Here is an 18,635-nt window from a genome sequence, read left to right on the forward strand (position 1 = left end):
CGCAGACGATCCCGAAGCCAAAAAGCACGTCGAGCAAGCTTCTAGGAGTAACAAAGAATGACGACCTTCTGGAGTCTGTACATTACAGCTCTCACCCTCGGCACCCTGCTGGCGCTGACCTGGCTGATCTTCGCCACCCGCAAGGGCCAGCGCAGCAGCACCACCGACGAGACCGTGGGCCACTCCTACGACGGCATCGAGGAGTACGACAACCCGCTGCCGAAGTGGTGGTTCATGCTGTTCGTCGGCACCCTGGTGTTCGCCGTGGGGTACCTGGCCCTGTACCCGGGCCTGGGCACCTGGAAAGGCCTGATGCCGGGCTACCAGTCCGCCGACGAATTCGCCGACAAGGAAAAAGGCTGGACCGGCGTCCACCAGTGGGAAAAGGAAATGGCCAAGGCCGACGAGAAGTACGGCCCGATCTTCGCCAAATTCGCCGCGATGCCCATCGAGGAAGTCGCCAAGGATCCGCAGGCGGTGAAAATGGGCGGTCGCCTGTTCGCCTCCAACTGCTCGATCTGCCACGGCTCCGACGCCAAGGGCGCCTACGGCTTCCCCAACCTGACCGACGCCGACTGGCGCTGGGGCGGCGAGCCGGAAACCATCAAGACCACCATCATGGCTGGCCGCCACGCCGCCATGCCGGCCTGGGGTGAAGTGATCGGCGAGGAAGGCGTGAAGAACGTCGCCGCTTTCGTCCTCACCCAGATGGATGGCCGTAAGCTGCCGGAAGGCGCCAAGGCAGACATCGAGGCCGGCAAGCAGGTCTTCGCTACCACCTGCGTCGCCTGCCACGGTCCGGAAGGCAAGGGCACCCCGGCGATGGGCGCTCCCGATCTGACCCACCCCGGCGCGTTCATCTACGGCTCCAGCTTCGCGCAACTGCAGCAGACCATCCGCTACGGTCGCCAGGGTGTGATGCCGGCGCAACAGGAACACCTGGGCAACGACAAGGTGCACCTGCTGGCCGCCTACGTATACAGCCTGTCGCACGGCGAGAAGAGCGCCGAATAAGCGCTCCCTCCCCCACGACCCAGACGGCGCCGGCAACCCCGGCGCCGTTTTATTTTGTGCAAAAGAAAAGCGCGAATGGGACAATACGCGACCAAAAGTCGCACAGTTACCGCAAAAAGCCTGATAGATCAGGCGTATAATCAGTAGGCGTGCAACTATTTTCTGACCCTGTCGGCATGTACCGGCCGGGCGCCCCCCACTGCCGTGGTACGCACTGATGAGCAAACAGATTCCCGTTCAAGACGTCACCCCGCCTGCCAAGGGCGACACCAATAACAACGATCTCTACGCCAAGCGCGAGAAGATCTACACCCGGGCCTTCACCGGTATCTTCCGCCGACTGCGCATGGTGGGCGGTGCGGCGCTCTTCCTCCTCTACTTCGGTACCGTCTGGCTCAACTGGAGCGGCCGCCAGGCCGTCTGGTGGGACCTGCCCGAGCGCAAGTTCTACATCTTCGGCGCCACCTTCTGGCCGCAGGACTTCATGCTGCTGTCCTGGCTGCTGATCGTCTGCGCCTTCGGCCTGTTCTTCATCACCGTGTTCGCCGGTCGCGTCTGGTGCGGCTATACCTGCCCGCAGAGCGTGTGGACCTGGATCTACATGTGGTGCGAGAAGGTCACCGAAGGCGACCGCAACCAGCGCATCAAGCTGGACAAGGCCCCGATGAGCGGCAACAAGCTGCTGCGCAAGACCGCCAAGCACAGCCTGTGGCTGCTGATCGGCCTGGTCACCGGCCTGACCTTCGTCGGCTACTTCTCGCCGATCCGCGAGCTGATTCCCGAGCTGCTCACCGGCCAGGCCGACGGCTGGGCCTACTTCTGGGTCGGCTTCTTCACCCTGGCCACCTACGGCAACGCCGGCTGGCTGCGCGAGCAGGTGTGCATCTACATGTGCCCCTACGCGCGCTTCCAGAGCGTGATGTTCGACAAGGACACCCTGATCGTCTCCTACGATCCGCGTCGCGGCGAGAAGCGCGGCCCGCGCAAGAAGTCCCTCGACTACAAGGCCCAGGGCCTGGGCGACTGCATCGACTGCACGATGTGCGTGCAGGTCTGCCCGACCGGCATCGACATCCGCGACGGCCTGCAGATCGAGTGCATCGGCTGCGCCGCGTGCATCGACGCCTGCGACAGCATCATGGAGAAGATGAACTACCCGAAAGGGCTGATCAGCTACACCACCGAGCACAACCTCAACGGCCAGAAGACCCACCTGGCCCGGCCGCGCCTGATCGGCTACGCCATCGCCCTAGTGCTGATGATTTCCGCCCTGATCACCGCGGTGGTCCTGCGTCCGCTGGTCGGCTTCGACGTCAGCAAGGACCGCGTGCTCTACCGCGAGAACGAACTCGGCCGCATCGAGAACGTGTACAGCCTGAAGATCATGAACAAGGATCAGCAGGACCACACCTACATCCTCGGCGCCAAGGGCCTCGAAGGCCTGACCCTGGAAGGCCGGCGCGAGCTGAAGGTGGCGGCGGGCGACATCCTCAACCTGCCGATGGAACTGTCCATCGAGCCGGAGAAGCTGCCTTCGACCACCAACGAGATCGTCTTCACCATCGAGTCGGCCGACGACCCGAGCATCCATAAAGAAGCGAAGAGTCGCTTCATTGGCCCACGCACCCGTTGAGTAACTTGAGCATGCAGTCCGAGACCCACCCTCAACCCTGGTACAAACACTTCTGGGCCTGGTTCATCGTGGCCCTCCTGGCGACCTCGGTGGTGCTCGGGCTGAGCCTGGTCACCATCGCGGTGCGCAACCAGGACACCCTGGTCACCGACAACTACTACGAGGCCGGCAAGGGCATCAACCGCTCCCTGGAACGCGAGAACCTGGCCGTACGCCTGCAAGTGCACGCCAAGGTCAAGGTCGACGACCTGACCGGCGAAGTCGAAGTGCGCCTGACCGGCAACAGCCGTCCGGAGCAGCTCACCCTCAACCTGATCTCGCCGACCCAGCCGGAGAAGGACCGCCGCGTGGAGCTGCTGCGCAGCAACTCCGACCGCGAGCGCTACGTCGGGCAACTGACCGACGCCGTCGAGGGCCGTCGCTTCGTCGAACTGCTCGGCCAGGAAGGCAGCGGCCAGTGGCGCCTGTTCGAGGAAGAGGTGGTATCGCCGACCGTGGTCATGGAGCTGGGTGACGAACCGCTCCAGGGAGCAGAAGCGAAGCGCCCATGAGCGCCCCCCTGCCCTGCTACCACTGCGGCTTGCCGGTCCCCGCCGGTAGCCGCTTCGAGGCCCGCGTGCTCGGCGAGACGCGGGCCATGTGCTGTCCGGGCTGCCAGGCGGTGGCCGAGGCCATCGTCGCCGGCGGCCTGGAAAGCTACTACCGGCACCGCAGCGAAAACGCCGCCAACCCCGAAGCCTTGCCCAAGGCGCTCAGCGAAGAGTTGCAGCTCTACGACCGCCCGGACGTACAGGGCGGCTTCGTCCGCCATGAGGGCGAGCTGGCGGAAACCAGCCTGATGATCGAAGGCATCAGTTGCGCCGCCTGCGGCTGGCTGATCGAGAAGCACCTGCGCCAGTTGCCTGGCGTGGCCGAGGCGCGGCTCAACCTGTCCAACCATCGCCTGCACGTGCGCTGGCAGGACAGCCAGTTGCCGCTCAGCCAGTTGCTCGGCGAACTGCGCCAGATCGGCTATGCCGGCCATCCCTACCAACCCGACCACGCCACCGAGCGCCTGGCCATGGAGAACCGCCGCGCCCTGCGCCAGCTCGGTGTCGCCGGGCTGCTGTGGATCCAGGTGATGATGGCGGTGATGGCGACCTGGCCGGAATTCAACCTCGACCTTTCCGCCGGCATGGACCGCATCCTGCGCTGGGTCAGCCTGATCCTCACCACGCCGATCGTCTTCTACTGCTGCGGCCAGTTCTTCCGTGGCGCCCTGCGCGACCTGCGCACCCGCCACCTGACCATGGACGTCTCGGTGTCGCTGGCGATCGGCGGCGCCTACGTCGCCGGCATCTGGTCGACGATCACCGGCCAGGGCGAGCTGTATTTCGACGCGGTCGGCATGTTCGCCCTGTTCCTCCTCGCCGGCCGCTACCTCGAACGCCGCGCGCGGGAGCGCACCGCCGCCTCCACCGCGCAACTGGTCAACCTGCTGCCGGCGTCCTGCCTGCGCCTGGACGCCGCCAACCAGGGCGAGCGCATCCTGCTCAGCGAACTGCGCGTCGGCGACCGCGTGCTGGTACCGCCAGGCGCCGTGCTGCCGGCCGACGGAGTGATCCTCGACGGCCAGTCCAGCGTCGACGAGTCGCTGCTCACCGGCGAGTACCTGCCCCATCCACGCCAGGCCGGCGACACCGTCACCGGCGGTACCCTGAACGTCGAGGGGCCGCTGACCGTCGAGGTCGGCGCCCTTGGCGACGACAGCCGCCTGTCGGCCATCGTCCGCCTGCTGGAACGCGCCCAGGCGGACAAGCCGCGCCTGGCGGAACTGGCCGACAAGGTGGCGCAGTGGTTCCTGCTCATCGTCCTGCTGGTCGCCGCAGCGGTCGGCGCGCTGTGGTGGCAGGTCGACCACCAGCGCGCCTTCTGGGTGGTGCTGTCGCTGCTGGTCGCCACCTGCCCCTGCGCCCTGTCGCTGGCCACGCCCACCGCGCTCACCGCGGCCACCGGCAGCCTGCACAAGCTCGGCCTGCTGATCACGCGCGGGCACGTGCTGGAAGGGCTGAACCACATCGACACGGTAATCTTCGACAAGACCGGCACCCTCACCGAAGGCCGCCTGACGCTCAAGCAGGTGCTACCCCTGCGCGATCTCGACGCGGATCGCTGCCTGGCCCTCGCCGCCGCCCTCGAGAACCGTTCCGAACACCCCATCGCCCGCGCCTTCGGCCGTGCGCCGGAGGCCGCCGACAGCGTCGCAAGCCATCCGGGACTGGGCCTCGAAGGCCTGGTGGAAGGCCGCCGCCTGCGCATCGGCCAGGCCGCCTTCGTCAGCAACCTGGGCGGCAGCGCCACGCCCGCGATGCCCGGCGACTCCGGACAGTGGCTGCTGCTCGGCGACGAGCAGGGACCGCTGGCCTGGTTCGGTCTCGACGACCGCCTGCGCAGCGACGCCCCCGCCCTGCTCGCCGCCTGCAAGGCGCGCGGCTGGCGCACCCTCCTGCTATCCGGTGACGCCTCGCCGATGGTCGCCAGCGTCGCTGCCGAACTGGGCATCGACGAAGCCCGCGGCGGCCTGACCCCGGACGACAAGCTGGCCATGCTCGAACGCCTGCACGGCGAGGGCCGCCGGGTGCTGATGCTCGGCGACGGAGTCAACGACGTACCGGTGCTCGCCGGTGCCGACATCAGCGTCGCCATGGGCAGCGCCACCGACCTGGCCAAGACCAGCGCCGACGCGGTGCTCCTGTCCAACCGCCTGGACAGCCTGGTGCAGGCTTTCCGGCTGGCGCGCCGCACCCGCCATATCATCATCGAGAACCTGGCCTGGGCCAGCCTGTACAATGGCCTGGTCCTGCCCTTCGCCGCGCTCGGCTGGATCACCCCGGGCTGGGCGGCGATCGGCATGTCGGTCAGTTCGCTGCTGGTGGTGGTCAACGCCCTGCGGCTGACCCGAATCCCTTCGCCGAGGTCCGTATGGCCGCGCTCTACATCCTGATCCCCGTCGCGATCGTCATCGTCGCCATCGCCATCTACGTGTTCTTCTGGGCGGTGGACAGCGGCCAGTACGACGATCTCGACGGCCCCGCCCACAGCATTCTCTTCGACGACGAAGACCCGAAGCACCAGGCCGGCGTCGACGAAGCGGAGAAGCCGTCGAAACCGGAGGACCGACCGCGTGGCTGAACTGGCGCCGCTGCTGGTTTCCGCGCTGATCCTCGGCCTGCTCGGGGGAGGCCACTGCCTGGGCATGTGCGGCGGCCTGATGGGCGCCCTGACCCTGGCCATTCCCGCCGAACAGCGCGGCCGTCGTCTGCGCCTGCTGCTGGCCTACAACCTCGGCCGCATCCTCAGCTACGCCTGCGCCGGCCTGCTGCTCGGCCTGGCCGGCTGGGCGGTGGCGCGCACCCCGTTGGCCGGCGCGCTGCGGGTGGTCGCCGGGCTGCTGCTGATCGCCATGGGACTCTACCTGGCCGGCTGGTGGAGCGGCCTGACCCGCGTCGAGGCGCTCGGTCGCGGCCTCTGGCGCCACCTGGAACCCTTCGCCCGGCGCCTGCTGCCGGTCTCCAGCCTGCCACGGGCCCTGCTGCTCGGTGCGATCTGGGGCTGGCTGCCCTGCGGGCTGGTCTACAGCACCCTGCTCTGGGCCACCAGCCAGGGATCGGCACTGGACAGCGCGCTGCTGATGCTGGCGTTCGGCCTCGGCACCTGGCCGGTACTGCTGGCCACCGGCATGGCCGCCGAACGGGTGACCGCCCTGCTACGCCGTCGCGGCGTACGCATCGTGGGCGGCCTGATGGTCATCCTTTTCGGCCTCTGGACCCTCCCAGGACCGCACCAGGCCTGGCTGATGGGGCATTGACGGACGCCCGTCCCAACATCGGGTGACACATCCTGTATACATTCACCCGCTTGATACAAATCAACAGGCCTTCCCGGCGCAATCCCTAGACTTCCCGACTAAAGCTCGCCAACTGGGGATCTCTGGCATGCTCGACACCATTCGCTGGGACGCTGACCTGATTCGGCGCTACGACCTTTCCGGCCCGCGTTACACCTCCTATCCGACCGCCGTGCAGTTCCACGAAGGCATCGGCCCGTTCGACCAGTTGCACGCCCTGCGCGACAGCCGGAAGGCCGGACACCCCCTGTCGCTCTACGTGCACATCCCGTTCTGCGCCAACATCTGCTACTACTGCGCCTGCAACAAGGTGATCACCAAGGATCGCGGGCGCAGCGCGCCGTACCTTGCGCGCCTGGTCCGCGAGATCGAGATCGTCAGCCGCCACCTCTCCCGCGAGCAGGTGGTCGAGCAACTGCACTTCGGTGGCGGAACCCCGACCTTCCTCAGTCCCGGCCAGTTGCGCGAACTCATGTCGCAATTGCGCACCCACCTCAACCTGCTGGACGACGATTCGGGCGACTACGGCATCGAGATCGACCCGCGCGAGGCCGACTGGTCGACCATGGGCCTGCTCCGCGAACTCGGTTTCAACCGCGTCAGCCTCGGCGTACAGGACTTCGACATGGAGGTGCAGAAGGCGGTCAACCGCATGCAGACCCCGGAGGAGACCCGTACCATCGTCGAGGCCGCGCGCACCCTGCAGTACCGCTCGATCAACCTCGACCTGATCTACGGACTGCCGAAACAGACGCCGGACAGCTTCGCCCGCACGGTCGACGAAGTGATCGCGCTACAGCCGGATCGCCTCTCGGTGTTCAACTACGCCCACCTGCCCGAGCGTTTCATGCCGCAGCGGCGGATCAACGCCGACGACCTGCCGAGCCCGGGCCAGAAGCTGGAAATGCTCCAGCGCACCACCGAGCAACTCGCCGCGGCGGGCTACCGCTATATCGGCATGGATCACTTCGCCCTGCCCGACGACGAGCTGGCCAGCGCCCAGGAAGACGGCACCCTGCAACGCAATTTCCAGGGCTACACCACGCACGGGCACTGTGACCTGGTAGGTCTCGGGGTCTCGGCGATCAGCCAGATCGGCGACCTCTACAGCCAGAACAGCAGCGACATCAACGACTACCAGACCAGCCTCGACAACGGCCAGTTGGCGATCCGTCGCGGCCTGCACTGCAACAGCGACGACCGGGTGCGGCGCGCGGTGATCCAGCAACTGATCTGCCACTTCGAACTGGCCTTCGAGGATATCGAGACAGAGTTCGGCATCGACTTCCGCAGTTACTTCGCCGAGCTGTGGCCCGATCTCGAACGCTTCGCCGCCGACGGCCTGATCCGCCTGGACGCCAAGGGCATCGACATCACGTCTTCCGGACGTCTGCTGGTGCGTTCGATCTGCATGCTGTTCGACCGCTACCTGCCCAGCCTCAACCGGCAGCGCTTCTCCCGGGTGATCTGAAAGCGCACCGCCCTGCCCGCACGACAGGGCGGTGAATCCCCGCCCCTTCTACCGGCTGCCCATGACCTTCATGATCAGCGCCGGGTCGCTGATGCCCATCTCCTTGATGGCCGATGCCATCGCTGCCGTCGCCGTCTGCAGGGCGGAGTTGAGTTGTTGCAGCTCCTTCTGCAACTCAGGCACGCGAGCCTCCTTCGCCCCCGGATCGGACGACCTCATGGCCTCCTGCAGCTCCCTGAGCTTCTCTTCGATCTTCTTCTTCAACTCGCGGATCATCTTCACCATCGGCCGCAACTCCTGCGGGATATCCTCGTCCTCCTCCTCCACCGGCACCCCCATGGTAGCGGCCAGCTCGCGCCCTGCCTGGGAAAGCTGTACATGCTGATCGGCGGCGTCGGTGCCGGCGGCCGGGTCTTCCGCCTGCTCGGCGGTGCCGGTCCGCGCGGCCTTGGCGTCCGCGGCGGCGCGCGATGAGGGCAGCACCTGGGTGGTGATCCAGCCACTGAGGGTCAACATTCCAGTCACTCCGGGAAAAATGGAATTCTTCCATTGGATCGGCCCACGCGTCGCGAACTTGAGCCCCCTTTTCGTCGCCCCTTGACAGGGTGCGACAGGTAGTCGCAGTTGTTTGACGCAAGTCACTGATTGGAAACGCCATCGGCCTGTCAGAAATGGTCGTTGCCAGACCTATGGCTGGCACCCGCATCGCGGCTGCGTTACCCTTACTCCTGTTGTGCCTTTAACCTAGCAAGGACCCCTCAATGGCCGAAACCATCAAGGTGCGCGCACTGCCCCAAGCACACTGCAAGGATTGCAGTCTGGCCCCGCTGTGCCTCCCCCTGTCGCTGACCGTGGAAGACATGGATTCGCTGGACGAGATCGTCAAGCGCGGTCGTCCCCTGAAGAAAGGCGAATTCCTGTTCCGCCAGGGTGATCCTTTCGGCTCGGTCTTTGCCGTGCGCTCCGGCGCCCTGAAAACCTTCAGCATCACCGATGCCGGCGAAGAGCAGATCACCGGCTTCCACCTGCCCAGCGAGCTGGTCGGCCTGTCCGGGATGGATACCGAGACCTATCCGGTATCCGCCCAGGCCCTGGAAACCACCTCGGTCTGCGAGATTCCCTTCGAGCGCCTGGACGAACTGTCCGAGCAGCTGCCGCAGCTGCGCCGTCAACTGATGCGTCTGATGAGCCGGGAAATCCGCGATGACCAGCAGATGATGCTGCTGCTGTCGAAGAAGACTGCCGACGAGCGCATCGCCACCTTCCTGGTCAACCTGTCGGCGCGCTTCCGTGCCCGTGGCTTCTCCGCCCAGCAGTTCCGCCTGGCCATGTCGCGCAACGAGATCGGCAACTATCTCGGCCTGGCCGTGGAAACCGTGTCGCGGGTCTTCACCCGCTTCCAGCAGAACGGCCTGATCAGCGCGGAAGGCAAGGAAGTGCACATCCTCGACTCCATCGAGCTGTGCGCCCTCGCCGGCGGCCAGCTGGAAGGCTGAAGCGCCTGCGAACCGCCAACGGGCCCGCCTCAGCGCGGGCCCGTTGTATGATGGGCCCCGAAAAACGCCCAGCCCAGGATCTTCCATGATTTTCGACGAGTTCACCCTCAAGTCGCAGATCCGCGCCGTGCCGGACTTTCCCAAGCCCGGCGTGGTGTTCCGCGACATCACCCCGCTGTTCCAGTCGCCACGCGCGCTGCGCATGACCGTGGACAGCTTCGTCCAGCGCTACATCGAGGCCGATTTCAGCCACATCGGCGCCATGGATGCCCGCGGCTTCCTCATCGGCTCGGCGGTGGCCTATGCGCTGAACAAGCCGCTGGTCCTGTTCCGCAAGCAGGGCAAGCTACCCGCCGACGTACTCGCCGAGGGCTACCAGACCGAATACGGCGAGGCCTTCCTCGAAGTACATGCCGACAGCCTCTGCGAAGGCGACAGCGTACTGATCTTCGACGACCTCATCGCCACCGGCGGGACCCTGCTGGCGGCCGCGAGCCTGGTACGACGCCTCGGGGCCAGGGTCTTCGAGGCCGCGGCGATCATCGACCTGCCGGAACTCGGCGGCTCCACTCGCCTGCAGGACGCCGGCATCTCCACCTTCAGTCTCACCGCGTTCGCTCTCGACGAGCGTTGATACGCCGGGGGGCGCCCTGGCGCCCCGCGCTCGCTCCTTGCGCCCCATCTTCCGTCTGGTCGAGCCGACCTGGCCATTAATGACTTCGAAATGGCCAGGAATGACCTCCCGCTGTTGGACAATCCTGCAATAATTACATCAGCTAATGACACATTCAGAGGTGTTATAGCGAGCTCGCCATAGGGAACCCGAGGAAACCTGCGCGTTTCCCCTCCCCAGAACAACAAAAGGAGTTAGCCATGACTGCCACTGGCACCGCCTCCCCGGTTCGCGCCAATTTCCCCGTGCGGCGGATGGATTTCAGCTTCAGCGAAACCCCGAAGTACTGGTGGGACGGCCAACCCTTCATGACCCAGTTCATGAACAACCTGTCTTCGCTTTTCCCCTACGGCGAAAAATTCTTCGTCGATAGCGTGCGCGCGGTGCGCGACCGCCTGGAGGATCCGCAACTGAAGAAGGACGTCAGCGCCTTCATCGGCCAGGAGGCGATGCACTCGAAGGAGCATGCCGCCTACAACGAATATGCCGAGGAGCACGGGGTCGACCTGGAGTGCCTCGAACTGCGGATCAAGGTCCTGCTGGAAAACGTCAGCAAGGTCACCACCAGGAAACACCAGTTGGCGATCACCTGCGCCCTCGAGCATTTCACCGCGACCATGGCCGCGCAGCTGCTCAAGCGCGAAGACCTGACCATCCAGATGCAGTCGCCGAAGATGTACAAGCTGTGGATGTGGCATGCCATCGAGGAGAACGAACACAAGAACGTCGCCTACGATGTGTACCAGAAAGTCTACGGCGGCTACTTCACCCGGGTTCTGGTGATGATGCTGACCACCCTGATGTTCTTCGGCGTCATCGGCTGGTTCCAGCTCGACCTGCTACGCAAGGACGGCCAATTGTTCAACTGGCGCTCCTGGAAGCATGGCCTGGGCACCCTGTTCGGCCTGCGCAAGGGCTTCTTCACCCGCCTGCTGCTGCCCTACCTGGACTACTACCGGCCGGGCTTCCACCCCAGCGACCACGACACCGCGAAACTGGAGAAATACTGGAAGGACAAACTGGCCTTCGCCGATTGAAGCCCGCCTCCGCCAGTGCCGCTCCGCCCCCGACGCCAGGCCCCGCCTGGCGTTTCTTATTCGAGAGAAGAACAGGATATTGCACACGGAAAAGCCTCCGTTTCGACTACCGTTCCTGAATCCGCCATTTTACGGAGGAAATAATTAGTCAATTCCTATCGATTGGCTTTTTACGATGCCCTGAGGTAATATCATGTTCATTATGTTGAACACTAAGGCATTACCTATCCCCACTTCCCGCCTGGTCTCCCGCGAGCGTCACTGGACCGGCGACCTCTAGCTCCCTCCCTCGACACCTGCTGTCGGTGGCGACCGCCCCTGCGCTTCGGGGTCTTTCCCGCCCCTCGCCACCGCTCTTCGTCATCTTTGGCCGCGGCCTCCATTCCGCGGTGCCCATGGGAGGGCAACATGCGTTCCTGGATCTATCTGTTACTGGCTATCGGCGCCGAAGTGATCGGCACCACCTCGATGAAACTGGCCGCCACCCACGCCCCTGTCGCAGGCATGCTGCTGATGTACGGGATGATCGGCCTGTCCTATTTCTTCCTCGCCCTGGCGGTCAAGCGTGTCCCCGTCGGAGTCGCCTACGCCCTTTGGGAAGGCATTGGCATCGTCCTGATCACGGCGGTCAGCGTCGCCTGGCTGGGCGAAAGCATCGGCCTGTACAAGGCCGTCGGCCTCGGCGTGATGATCGCCGGCATCCTGCTGATCAAGTCCGGCACCCGCAACGCCAGCGGCACGCCGGCGCAGCCCCGTGGGGAGGCCGTCACATGCTGACCCTGAACTGGATTCCCTTCGCCTGGCTCGGCCTGGCGATCGCCCTCGAGGTCGTCGCCAACCTGCTGTTGAAATACTCCGACGGTTTCCGCAGGCGCAGCCTCGGGATCGCCTCGATCCTCTGCGTGATGGCCGCCTTCACCGCGCTGGCGCAGGCGGTGAAGGACATCGAGCTGTCACTCGCCTATGCGATCTGGGGCGGCTTCGGCATCCTCGCCACCGTCGCCATGGGCTGGGCGCTGTTCGGCCAGCGCCTGGCCTGGCGCGGCTGGCTCGGCCTGTTGCTGCTGCTGGCCGGCATGAGCCTGCTCAAGCTGGCCTGACGCCTCGGCGTCCAACGAAACGCCCATCATCTGCAGGACCGCGGCGCCGGTGAACAACAGCAGTATCTGTTCCTCACCCAAGGCGCAGATTTCCCGACGCCGCTCCGGCTGGCCGATATAGTCCAGCGACAACTGAAACAGCTGGCGGCCGATCAGGCTGGAGAGGCGGCGGATGGTCGCCTCGCTCACCGCCGGCAACAACCTGAATTCGATGATGTCCTCCGACATGTCCTCGGCGAACTCATCCATGATCTGACGCAGGGCACCACGCAGCACCGGCGAAGCCCCATGCAGTTCGCGCACGCCGACGATGAACGCGGCGGGATTGCTCTCCACGAAGTCGAAGAACAGCCGCACCGTCTCCCGGCAGACCCGCCGCCCCCTTTCCAGGTCCAGCCCGAACGGCGTCGTCTGCGCTCGGGCGCTGGGCGCCGCACGAGTCGCGGCCTCGCGGCGAAGCTGGCGCAGCGGCTGGCGCAGCTGGGTAGAGATGTCGCGGATCATGGTCAGGCCAAGATCGTCGATATCGCGGAAATGCCGATAGAAGGTGTTCGGATTCAGGCCCGCCTCGCGCGCCAGCTCGCGCAAGCCGATGGCCCCCAGGCTGCGGCTGCTGCTGCCCAGGCGCAAGGCCGCCTCCAGCAAGGCGCGTTTGCCGGGAGCGTCGGCAACCCTGTCCTTCGTTTCGTTCATATCGCTCATGTTCCACCTGGTTGTTTCCATGCGCCACAAGTTCGGCCGTTGCGCCGCGCCGACCCTACCTAAGGTTGGCTTGACCCTGAAGTATACAGATGTCTACATTCGCAGGTAGACGAGTGTATACGCCAGCAAACAATCATAACAGGAGCTTGGCCATGAGTACCCAACCCACCCCTGCCGCCGCCCGGCACTGCAAGGTCGCCATCATCGGCACCGGTTTCTCCGGGCTGGGGATGGCGATCCGTCTCCGCCAGGAAGGCGAGGACGACTTCCTGATCTTCGAAAAGGACGCCGGCGTCGGCGGCACCTGGAGAGTCAACAACTACCCTGGTTGCGCCTGCGACGTGCAATCCCACGTCTATTCCTTCTCCTTCGAAGCGAACCCGGAGTGGACGCGGATGTTCGCCCGCCAGCCGGAAATCCGCGCCTATCTGGAGAAGTGCTGGGAAAAATACCGCTTGCAGGAAAAGACCCTGCTGAACACCGAGATCGGCAAACTGGCCTGGGACGAGCGGCAAAGCCTCTGGCACCTGCATGACGCCCAGGGCAACCATTACACCGCGAACGCCGTGGTTTCCGGCATGGGCGGCCTGTCCACCCCGGCCTATCCACGCCTCGATGGCCTGGAGAACTTCCAGGGCAAGGTCTTCCATTCCCAGCAGTGGGACCATGACTACGACCTCAAGGGCAAGCGCGTGGCGGTGATCGGCACCGGCGCCTCGGCGATCCAGTTCGTCCCGGAGATCCAGCCGCTGGTGGCCGCGCTCGATCTCTACCAGCGCACTCCGCCATGGATCCTGCCCAAACCCGACCGGGCAATCAGCGAAACCGAGCGCCGGCGCTTCCGGCGCTTCCCGCTGGTGCAGAAGCTCTGGCGCGGCGGCCTCTACAGCCTGCTCGAAGGGCGGGTGCTGGGCTTCACCTTCGCCCCGCAGGTAATGAAGCTGGTGCAGCGCCTGGCGATCCGCCACATCCACAAGCAGATCAAGGATCCGGAACTGCGCCGCAAGGTCACGCCGGACTACACCATCGGCTGCAAGCGCATCCTCATGTCGCACAACTACTACCCTGCCCTGGCTGCCGCCAACTCCACGGTGATCACCGAAGGCATCCGCGCCGTCACCGCCAATGGAATCGTCGACGGCAACGGCCGGGAACGCGAGGTCGACGCGATCATCTTCGGTACCGGCTTCACCGCCAACGACCCTATCCCCCGCGGAGTGGTCTTCGGTCGCGACGGCCGCGACCTGCTGGACAGCTGGACCAAGGGCCCGGAAGCCTACAAGGGCACTACCACCGCCGGCTTCCCCAACCTGTTCTTCCTGATGGGACCGAACACCGGCCTCGGCCACAACTCGATGGTCTACATGATCGAGTCGCAGATCGCCTACGTCCTCGATGCGCTGAAGCTGATGAAGCGCCGCGAACTGCTCAGTCTCGAGGTCAAGGCCCCGGTGCAGGAACGCTACAACGAATACCTCCAGCGCAAGCTGGACCGCAGCGTCTGGAGCGTGGGCGGTTGCAAGAGCTGGTACCTGCATCCGGTCAGCGGCCGCAACTGCACCCTGTGGCCGGGATTCACCTGGCGCTTCCGTGCCCTGACCCGGCAGTTCGACGCCTCCGCCTACCACCTCACCACGACACCGCTCGCCGCCCTGAGCAACGAAGCCCGCCAACAGGCCGAAGGGGTACCCGCATGAAGTCGTTCGAAAACAAAGTCGCCGCCATCACCGGCGCAGGCTCGGGCATCGGTCGCGCCCTGGCCGTGGAGCTGGGCAGGCAGGGTTGTCACCTGGCCCTGGCCGACGTCAATGCCGCAGCTCTCGAGGAAACCCGCCAATTGCTCGCCAGCAGCGGGGTACGCGTCTCCACCGCGGTCGTCGACGTGGCCGACCGCGAGCAGGTGCAGGCCTGGGCCGACAAGGCGGCCAGCGAACATGGCCGGGTGAACCTGATTTTCAACAACGCGGGCGTCGCCCACGCAGGTACCGTGGAAGGCAGCGACTACTCGGAATACGAGTGGATCATGAACATCAACTTCTGGGGCGTGGTGAACGGCACCAAGGCGTTCCTTCCGCACCTGAAGGCCTCCGGCAACGGCCACGTGGTCAATGTCTCCAGCGTCTTCGGGCTGTTCGCCCAGCCCGGCATGAGCGCCTACAACGCCACCAAGTACGCGGTGCGCGGCTTCACCGAGTCGTTGCGCCAGGAACTGGACATGGAGGACTCCGGCGTCTCCGCCAGTTGCGTGCATCCCGGCGGGATCAAGACCAACATCGCCAAGACCGCGCGAATGAACGAGAGCATGGCCAAGGTCACCGGCCAGGCTCCGGACAAGGCTCGCGAGCAATTCAACGACCAGTTGCTGCGGACCACCCCGGAGAAGGCCGCCCAGGTCATCCTGCGCGGCGTGCAGCGCGACAGCCGGCGCATCCTGATCGGCACCGACGCCCACGCGATCGACGTGATGCTGCGCCTGGCACCAGTGCTCTACCAGCGCCTGGTCACCGCCAGCATGCGCCTGGCAGCGCGCTTCGCGCCGCGCCCGAAGAGCCCCCAGGGCGCCCGCGAAGCCAGCGAGTGAACAGGCCCGCCGGGTAGCCGCTAGGCTGCCCGGCACGTCATACTCGACGGCCAGTCTCCAGGGTACGGCCGTCATGAACCCTCCCCTTCCTCACTTCCGCTACCATCCCGAACCGCTCGCCAGCGGCAGCATCGAGGCTTCCGCCACCACCTGCCAGTGCTGTGGCAAGGCTAGTGGCTACGTCTACACCGGTTCGCCCTATTCCCGCCACGAGTTGCCGCCCGGCAGCCTTTGCCGCTGGTGCATAGCCGACGGCAGCGCGGCCGCGCGCTACGAAGCGAGCTTTTCCGACGACTATCCGCTGCTCGACGCCGGCGTCGCCGCGGATATCGTCACCGAAGTCTGCGAGCGCACGCCCGGCTACACCTCCTGGCAGCAGGAGCGCTGGCTGGTTTGCTGCGAGGATGCCTGCGCCTTTCGCGGCGACGCGGGGCGTGAGGAAATCGGGCAACTGGGAGCCGAGGGCCTGGCGCAGCGCTTCGCCGATTTCGCCTGGCCGGCTATCACCTGGCAACGCCTCGTCGACGCCTATACGCCCGGCGGCAATCCGGCCATCTACCGCTTCGACTGCCTGCACTGTGGCCAGGCGCATTACGACCTGGACTTCACCTGATAGAACGCGGCCCTACAACCCCATCTGCTTGCCGATGATCTCGTTCATGATTTCCCGCGAACCGCCGCCGATGGAGAGAATCCGGTTGTCGCGATACAGCCGCTCCACCAGGCTTTCGCGCATGTAGCCCATGCCGCCGAGCACCTGCACGGCATCATAGGTCAGGCGATCGGCGACATCGGTAGCGAAGTTCTTGGCCATCGATATCTCCTTGATCACGCTCTTGCCGGCGGCCATCTTCGCTGCCTGGCGATAGGTGAACTCCCGGGAAACCTCCAGTTGCGTGGCCATTTCCGCGAGACGATGGCGCAGCACCTGGAACTTGCCGATCGGCTTGCCGAACGCTTCTCGCTCGCGCGCCCAGCGCAGCGACTCCTCCAGAGCCAGTTGCGCGGTCATATTGGCCATCACCGCCAGGGCCAGGCGCTCGCTCTGGAAATTGGCCATGATGCAGGCGAAGCCGGCATTCTCCACGCCGATGAGGTTTTCCGCAGGCACCCGGCAGTCGTCGAAGAACAGTTCGGCGGTATCCGACGCCCACCAGCCCATCTTCTTCAGCTTGCGGCCGACACTGAACCCGGCAGTGCCCTTCTCCACCAGCAGCAGGCTGATGCCGGCGAAACCCTCGCCGCCGGTACGCACCGCCACCGTGTAGTAGTCCGCGCGCACGCCGCTGGTGATGAAGGTCTTGCTGCCGCTGACGCGATAGTGATCGCCATCGCGCACCGCACGGGTCTTCAGGTTGGCCACGTCGGAGCCGCCAGAGGGCTCGGTGACCGCCAGGGCCATGATCTTCTCGCCGCGCAGCACCGCCGGCACTACCCGCTCGCGCACCTCGGGACGGGCCCACTTGACCACCGGAGGCAAGCCGATATCCAGCGATCCCAACCCGGCGACCAAGCCGCCGGAACCGCAGCGCATGAGCTCTTCGCTGGCCGCCACCTTGGCGAACAGATCGCCTTCGCAACTGCCGCCGTAGGCTTCCGGGTAGCCGATGCCGAGGATCCCGGCCGCGCCGGCCTTGAGATAGAGTTCGCGGGGAAATTCCTCGGCCTCCTCCCATTCATCGATGTACGGCAACACCTCGCGCTCGACGAAACGGCGAACCGAATCCCGGATCAGTTGATGGGACTCGTCGAAGTACTGCTGGAAGTCAGTCATGGCCGGGCTCCTGATGGGAGCCTCAGAACTTACCTAGCGCTTGCTTGGTTTTCAATACGGGAAACTGGCCATCGGCGAGGGCGTATAGGCCGCCCGTCCTACGGATACGGGAGGCACAGAGCTCAGGAGATCGGCCGCCGTCCGGCCAGGGCGTGGGCCAAGGTGCCGCCATCGACCAGCTCCAGCTCGCCGCCCAGCGGCACGCCATGGGCGATACGCGACAAGGTCAGGCCGCGGCCGGCCAGTAGCTGGGCGATATAGTGGGCGGTGGCCTCGCCTTCGACGGTGGGGTTGGTGGCGAGGATCACCTCGCTGAAGGCTCCGTCCCTGATCCGCGCTTCCAGTTCGGGAATGCCGATCGCCTCCGGCCCCAGGCCGTCGAGCGGCGACAGGTGTCCCTTGAGCACGAAATAGCGGCCGCGGTAGCCGGTCTGCTCCACCGCGAATACGTCCAGCGGGCCTTCCACCACGCAGAGCAGCGAGTCGTCGCGTCGCGGGTCGGCGCACTGCGGGCACAGCTCCTCCTCGCTGAGGGTACGGCACTGCCGGCAATGACCGACCCCTTCCATCGCGGCGGTCAACGCCTGGGCCAGCTTCAGGCCGCCGCTGCGATCGCGCTCCAGCAGCATCAGCGCCATGCGCTGGGCCGACTTCTGCCCGACACCGGGAAGAATGCGCAGGGACTCGATCAGTTGGCGGATCAGCGGGCTGAAACTCATGCAGGACTCGTCGGATAGAGGGAGGGGAATGGCTGCCGGGCGCCGTCCGAAGAAGGCGGACCCGGCACGAACGCGGGATCAGAAGGGCATCTTGAAGCCGGGCGGCAGTTGCATGCCCGAGGTGAAGCCGGACATCTTTTCCTGGTTGTTCTGCTCGATCTTGCGCACCGCATCGTTGACCGCGGCCGCGATCAGGTCTTCGAGGATTTCCTTGTCTTCCTGCATCAGGCTGTCGTCCAGGCTTACGCGTTTGACGTCGTGGCGCCCGGTCATCACCACGCTGACCAGACCGGCGCCGGATTGCCCGGTCACTTCGGCGTTGGCCAGTTCTTCCTGCATCTTCTGCATCTTTTCCTGCATCTGCTGCGCCTGCTTCATCAGGCCGGCCATGCCACCTTTCATCATGTTCTTCACCTCGAATGTCGTCTTGTTGCGTGCGCCAAGCGCCGGTCAGGCCTTGGCTTCCAAAGGTTCGATGGTACCGTCACGGACCACCGCGGCGAACTGCTCGCGCAACTGCCGGACCAACGGGTCGGCATCGATCGATGC

The 18,635-nt window shown here is 65.4% G+C and carries 19 protein-coding genes and 2 pseudogenes (1 of these 21 running past the window's edge); 15 read left to right on the forward strand and 6 right to left on the reverse strand.

Annotation, left to right across the window (positions count from 1 at the left end; all coding sequences use genetic code 11):
* Nucleotides 1-57: 57 nt before the first annotated feature.
* The 7 genes from ccoP (at nt 58) to hemN (ending at nt 8,004) form a co-directional block, all read left to right on the forward strand.
* A complete protein-coding gene (ccoP, locus tag ACTJJX_RS19760; RefSeq protein WP_003087292.1) occupies nt 58-1,014 on the forward strand; it encodes a cytochrome-c oxidase, cbb3-type subunit III in 957 nt (318 codons plus the stop codon).
* A 217-nt stretch (nt 1,015-1,231) separates the two neighbouring features.
* Nucleotides 1,232-2,647, forward strand: a complete 1,416-nt coding sequence (ccoG, locus tag ACTJJX_RS19765) for a cytochrome c oxidase accessory protein CcoG (protein ID WP_003087288.1) — start codon at nt 1,232-1,234, stop codon at nt 2,645-2,647.
* A gap of 11 nt (nt 2,648-2,658) precedes the next feature.
* The gene (locus ACTJJX_RS19770; RefSeq protein WP_003103941.1) at nt 2,659-3,198 is read left to right on the forward strand and encodes a FixH family protein; all 540 of its coding nucleotides are present in this window, start codon (nt 2,659-2,661) and stop codon (nt 3,196-3,198) included.
* A complete protein-coding gene (locus ACTJJX_RS19775; protein WP_003111083.1) occupies nt 3,195-5,630 on the forward strand; it encodes a heavy metal translocating P-type ATPase in 2,436 nt (811 codons plus the stop codon). The genes ACTJJX_RS19770 and ACTJJX_RS19775 overlap by 4 nt, the downstream gene beginning before the upstream one ends.
* Nucleotides 5,609-5,818 carry a cbb3-type cytochrome oxidase assembly protein CcoS gene (gene ccoS, locus ACTJJX_RS19780; protein WP_003087273.1) on the forward strand — a complete coding sequence of 70 codons (210 nt, stop codon included), beginning with the start codon at nt 5,609-5,611 and terminating at the stop codon, nt 5,816-5,818. Before ACTJJX_RS19775 ends, ccoS begins: the two co-directional genes overlap by 22 nt.
* Nucleotides 5,811-6,494, forward strand: coding sequence for a sulfite exporter TauE/SafE family protein (locus tag ACTJJX_RS19785; RefSeq protein ID WP_003087270.1), 684 nt, complete (start codon nt 5,811-5,813; stop codon nt 6,492-6,494). The genes ccoS and ACTJJX_RS19785 overlap by 8 nt, the downstream gene beginning before the upstream one ends.
* A 127-nt stretch (nt 6,495-6,621) precedes the next feature.
* Nucleotides 6,622-8,004 (forward strand): oxygen-independent coproporphyrinogen III oxidase, encoded by a 1,383-nt coding sequence (gene hemN / locus ACTJJX_RS19790; RefSeq protein WP_003087267.1) that lies wholly within the window; start codon nt 6,622-6,624, stop codon nt 8,002-8,004.
* Between the two features lie 48 nt (nt 8,005-8,052).
* Here the strand turns inward: hemN and ACTJJX_RS19795 are convergent, their stop codons facing one another.
* Nucleotides 8,053-8,520 (reverse strand): hypothetical protein, encoded by a 468-nt coding sequence (locus tag ACTJJX_RS19795; protein WP_016851793.1) that lies wholly within the window; start codon nt 8,518-8,520, stop codon nt 8,053-8,055.
* Between the two features lie 245 nt (nt 8,521-8,765).
* Between ACTJJX_RS19795 and anr the strand changes: the two genes are divergently transcribed.
* The 5 genes from anr to mdtI all read left to right on the forward strand — a co-directional run bounded on the left by anr (nt 8,766) and on the right by mdtI (nt 12,310).
* On the forward strand, nt 8,766-9,500 hold the full coding sequence (gene anr, locus ACTJJX_RS19800) for a transcriptional regulator Anr (RefSeq protein ID WP_003087262.1): 735 nt from the start codon (nt 8,766-8,768) through the stop codon (nt 9,498-9,500).
* An 85-nt stretch (nt 9,501-9,585) separates the two neighbouring features.
* Nucleotides 9,586-10,134, forward strand: coding sequence for an adenine phosphoribosyltransferase (locus tag ACTJJX_RS19805; RefSeq protein WP_003087259.1), 549 nt, complete (start codon nt 9,586-9,588; stop codon nt 10,132-10,134).
* A 239-nt stretch (nt 10,135-10,373) separates the two neighbouring features.
* A complete protein-coding gene (locus ACTJJX_RS19810; RefSeq protein WP_003087258.1) occupies nt 10,374-11,210 on the forward strand; it encodes a metal-dependent hydrolase in 837 nt (278 codons plus the stop codon).
* A 408-nt stretch (nt 11,211-11,618) separates the two neighbouring features.
* A complete protein-coding gene (locus tag ACTJJX_RS19815; protein WP_003087256.1) occupies nt 11,619-11,987 on the forward strand; it encodes a multidrug/spermidine efflux SMR transporter subunit MdtJ in 369 nt (122 codons plus the stop codon).
* Complete coding sequence (mdtI, locus tag ACTJJX_RS19820) at nt 11,981-12,310, forward strand: multidrug/spermidine efflux SMR transporter subunit MdtI (RefSeq protein WP_003117768.1); 330 nt, start codon at nt 11,981-11,983, stop codon at nt 12,308-12,310. Before ACTJJX_RS19815 ends, mdtI begins: the two co-directional genes overlap by 7 nt.
* 525 nt (nt 12,311-12,835) lie before the next feature.
* On the opposite strand, the pseudogene ACTJJX_RS19825 reads toward mdtI, so the two are convergent.
* Nucleotides 12,836-13,033, reverse strand: a pseudogene (locus tag ACTJJX_RS19825) (TetR family transcriptional regulator); the annotation flags it as partial.
* A 92-nt stretch (nt 13,034-13,125) separates the two neighbouring features.
* Between ACTJJX_RS19825 and ACTJJX_RS19830 the strand changes: the two are divergent.
* The 3 genes from ACTJJX_RS19830 (at nt 13,126) to ACTJJX_RS19840 (ending at nt 16,206) form a co-directional block, all read left to right on the forward strand.
* The gene (locus ACTJJX_RS19830) at nt 13,126-14,709 is read left to right on the forward strand and encodes a flavin-containing monooxygenase (RefSeq protein WP_003121915.1); all 1,584 of its coding nucleotides are present in this window, start codon (nt 13,126-13,128) and stop codon (nt 14,707-14,709) included.
* Nucleotides 14,706-15,593 carry an SDR family NAD(P)-dependent oxidoreductase gene (locus tag ACTJJX_RS19835; RefSeq protein ID WP_003103932.1) on the forward strand — a complete coding sequence of 296 codons (888 nt, stop codon included), beginning with the start codon at nt 14,706-14,708 and terminating at the stop codon, nt 15,591-15,593. Before ACTJJX_RS19830 ends, ACTJJX_RS19835 begins: the two co-directional genes overlap by 4 nt.
* A gap of 73 nt (nt 15,594-15,666) precedes the next feature.
* Nucleotides 15,667-16,206 carry a CbrC family protein gene (locus ACTJJX_RS19840; RefSeq protein WP_016851794.1) on the forward strand — a complete coding sequence of 180 codons (540 nt, stop codon included), beginning with the start codon at nt 15,667-15,669 and terminating at the stop codon, nt 16,204-16,206.
* Between the two features lie 12 nt (nt 16,207-16,218).
* Here ACTJJX_RS19840 and ACTJJX_RS19845 read toward each other — a convergent pair whose 3' ends face one another.
* The 4 genes and pseudogenes from ACTJJX_RS19845 to dnaX form a co-directional block, all read right to left on the reverse strand.
* Nucleotides 16,219-17,367 carry an acyl-CoA dehydrogenase family protein gene (locus ACTJJX_RS19845; RefSeq protein ID WP_003103930.1) on the reverse strand — a complete coding sequence of 383 codons (1,149 nt, stop codon included), beginning with the start codon at nt 17,365-17,367 and terminating at the stop codon, nt 16,219-16,221.
* A 122-nt stretch (nt 17,368-17,489) separates the two neighbouring features.
* Nucleotides 17,490-18,086 (reverse strand): recombination mediator RecR, encoded by a 597-nt coding sequence (gene recR / locus ACTJJX_RS19850; protein WP_003087237.1) that lies wholly within the window; start codon nt 18,084-18,086, stop codon nt 17,490-17,492.
* Nucleotides 18,087-18,164: 78 nt separating this feature from the next.
* Entirely contained in the window at nt 18,165-18,491 is a 327-nt protein-coding gene (locus tag ACTJJX_RS19855) for a YbaB/EbfC family nucleoid-associated protein (RefSeq protein WP_003087236.1), read from the reverse strand.
* 45 nt (nt 18,492-18,536) lie between these two features.
* Nucleotides 18,537-18,635 (reverse strand): annotated as a pseudogene (dnaX, locus tag ACTJJX_RS19860) (DNA polymerase III subunit gamma/tau) (it continues 1,948 nt past the right edge of the window).

The organism is Pseudomonas sp. 22490, assembly GCF_052044465.1.
GTDB classification, from domain to species: Bacteria; Pseudomonadota; Gammaproteobacteria; order Pseudomonadales; family Pseudomonadaceae; genus Pseudomonas; species Pseudomonas aeruginosa.

Excerpts from the sequence above, each read along its gene's own strand:
- ccoP (WP_003087292.1), top strand. The coding sequence starts at position 58 with ATGACGACCTTCTGGAGTCTGTACATTACAGCTCTCACCCTCGGCACC.
- ccoG (WP_003087288.1), top strand. The coding sequence starts at position 1,232 with ATGAGCAAACAGATTCCCGTTCAAGACGTCACCCCGCCTGCCAAGGGC.
- ACTJJX_RS19770 (WP_003103941.1), top strand. The coding sequence starts at position 2,659 with ATGCAGTCCGAGACCCACCCTCAACCCTGGTACAAACACTTCTGGGCC.
- ACTJJX_RS19775 (WP_003111083.1), top strand. The coding sequence starts at position 3,195 with ATGAGCGCCCCCCTGCCCTGCTACCACTGCGGCTTGCCGGTCCCCGCC.
- ccoS (WP_003087273.1), top strand. The coding sequence starts at position 5,609 with ATGGCCGCGCTCTACATCCTGATCCCCGTCGCGATCGTCATCGTCGCC.
- hemN (WP_003087267.1), top strand. The coding sequence starts at position 6,622 with ATGCTCGACACCATTCGCTGGGACGCTGACCTGATTCGGCGCTACGAC.
- ACTJJX_RS19795 (WP_016851793.1), bottom strand. The coding sequence starts at position 8,520 with ATGTTGACCCTCAGTGGCTGGATCACCACCCAGGTGCTGCCCTCATCG.
- anr (WP_003087262.1), top strand. The coding sequence starts at position 8,766 with ATGGCCGAAACCATCAAGGTGCGCGCACTGCCCCAAGCACACTGCAAG.
- ACTJJX_RS19805 (WP_003087259.1), top strand. The coding sequence starts at position 9,586 with ATGATTTTCGACGAGTTCACCCTCAAGTCGCAGATCCGCGCCGTGCCG.
- ACTJJX_RS19810 (WP_003087258.1), top strand. The coding sequence starts at position 10,374 with ATGACTGCCACTGGCACCGCCTCCCCGGTTCGCGCCAATTTCCCCGTG.
- ACTJJX_RS19815 (WP_003087256.1), top strand. The coding sequence starts at position 11,619 with ATGCGTTCCTGGATCTATCTGTTACTGGCTATCGGCGCCGAAGTGATC.
- mdtI (WP_003117768.1), top strand. The coding sequence starts at position 11,981 with ATGCTGACCCTGAACTGGATTCCCTTCGCCTGGCTCGGCCTGGCGATC.
- ACTJJX_RS19835 (WP_003103932.1), top strand. The coding sequence starts at position 14,706 with ATGAAGTCGTTCGAAAACAAAGTCGCCGCCATCACCGGCGCAGGCTCG.
- ACTJJX_RS19840 (WP_016851794.1), top strand. The coding sequence starts at position 15,667 with ATGAACCCTCCCCTTCCTCACTTCCGCTACCATCCCGAACCGCTCGCC.
- ACTJJX_RS19845 (WP_003103930.1), bottom strand. The coding sequence starts at position 17,367 with ATGACTGACTTCCAGCAGTACTTCGACGAGTCCCATCAACTGATCCGG.
- recR (WP_003087237.1), bottom strand. The coding sequence starts at position 18,086 with ATGAGTTTCAGCCCGCTGATCCGCCAACTGATCGAGTCCCTGCGCATT.
- ACTJJX_RS19855 (WP_003087236.1), bottom strand. The coding sequence starts at position 18,491 with ATGATGAAAGGTGGCATGGCCGGCCTGATGAAGCAGGCGCAGCAGATG.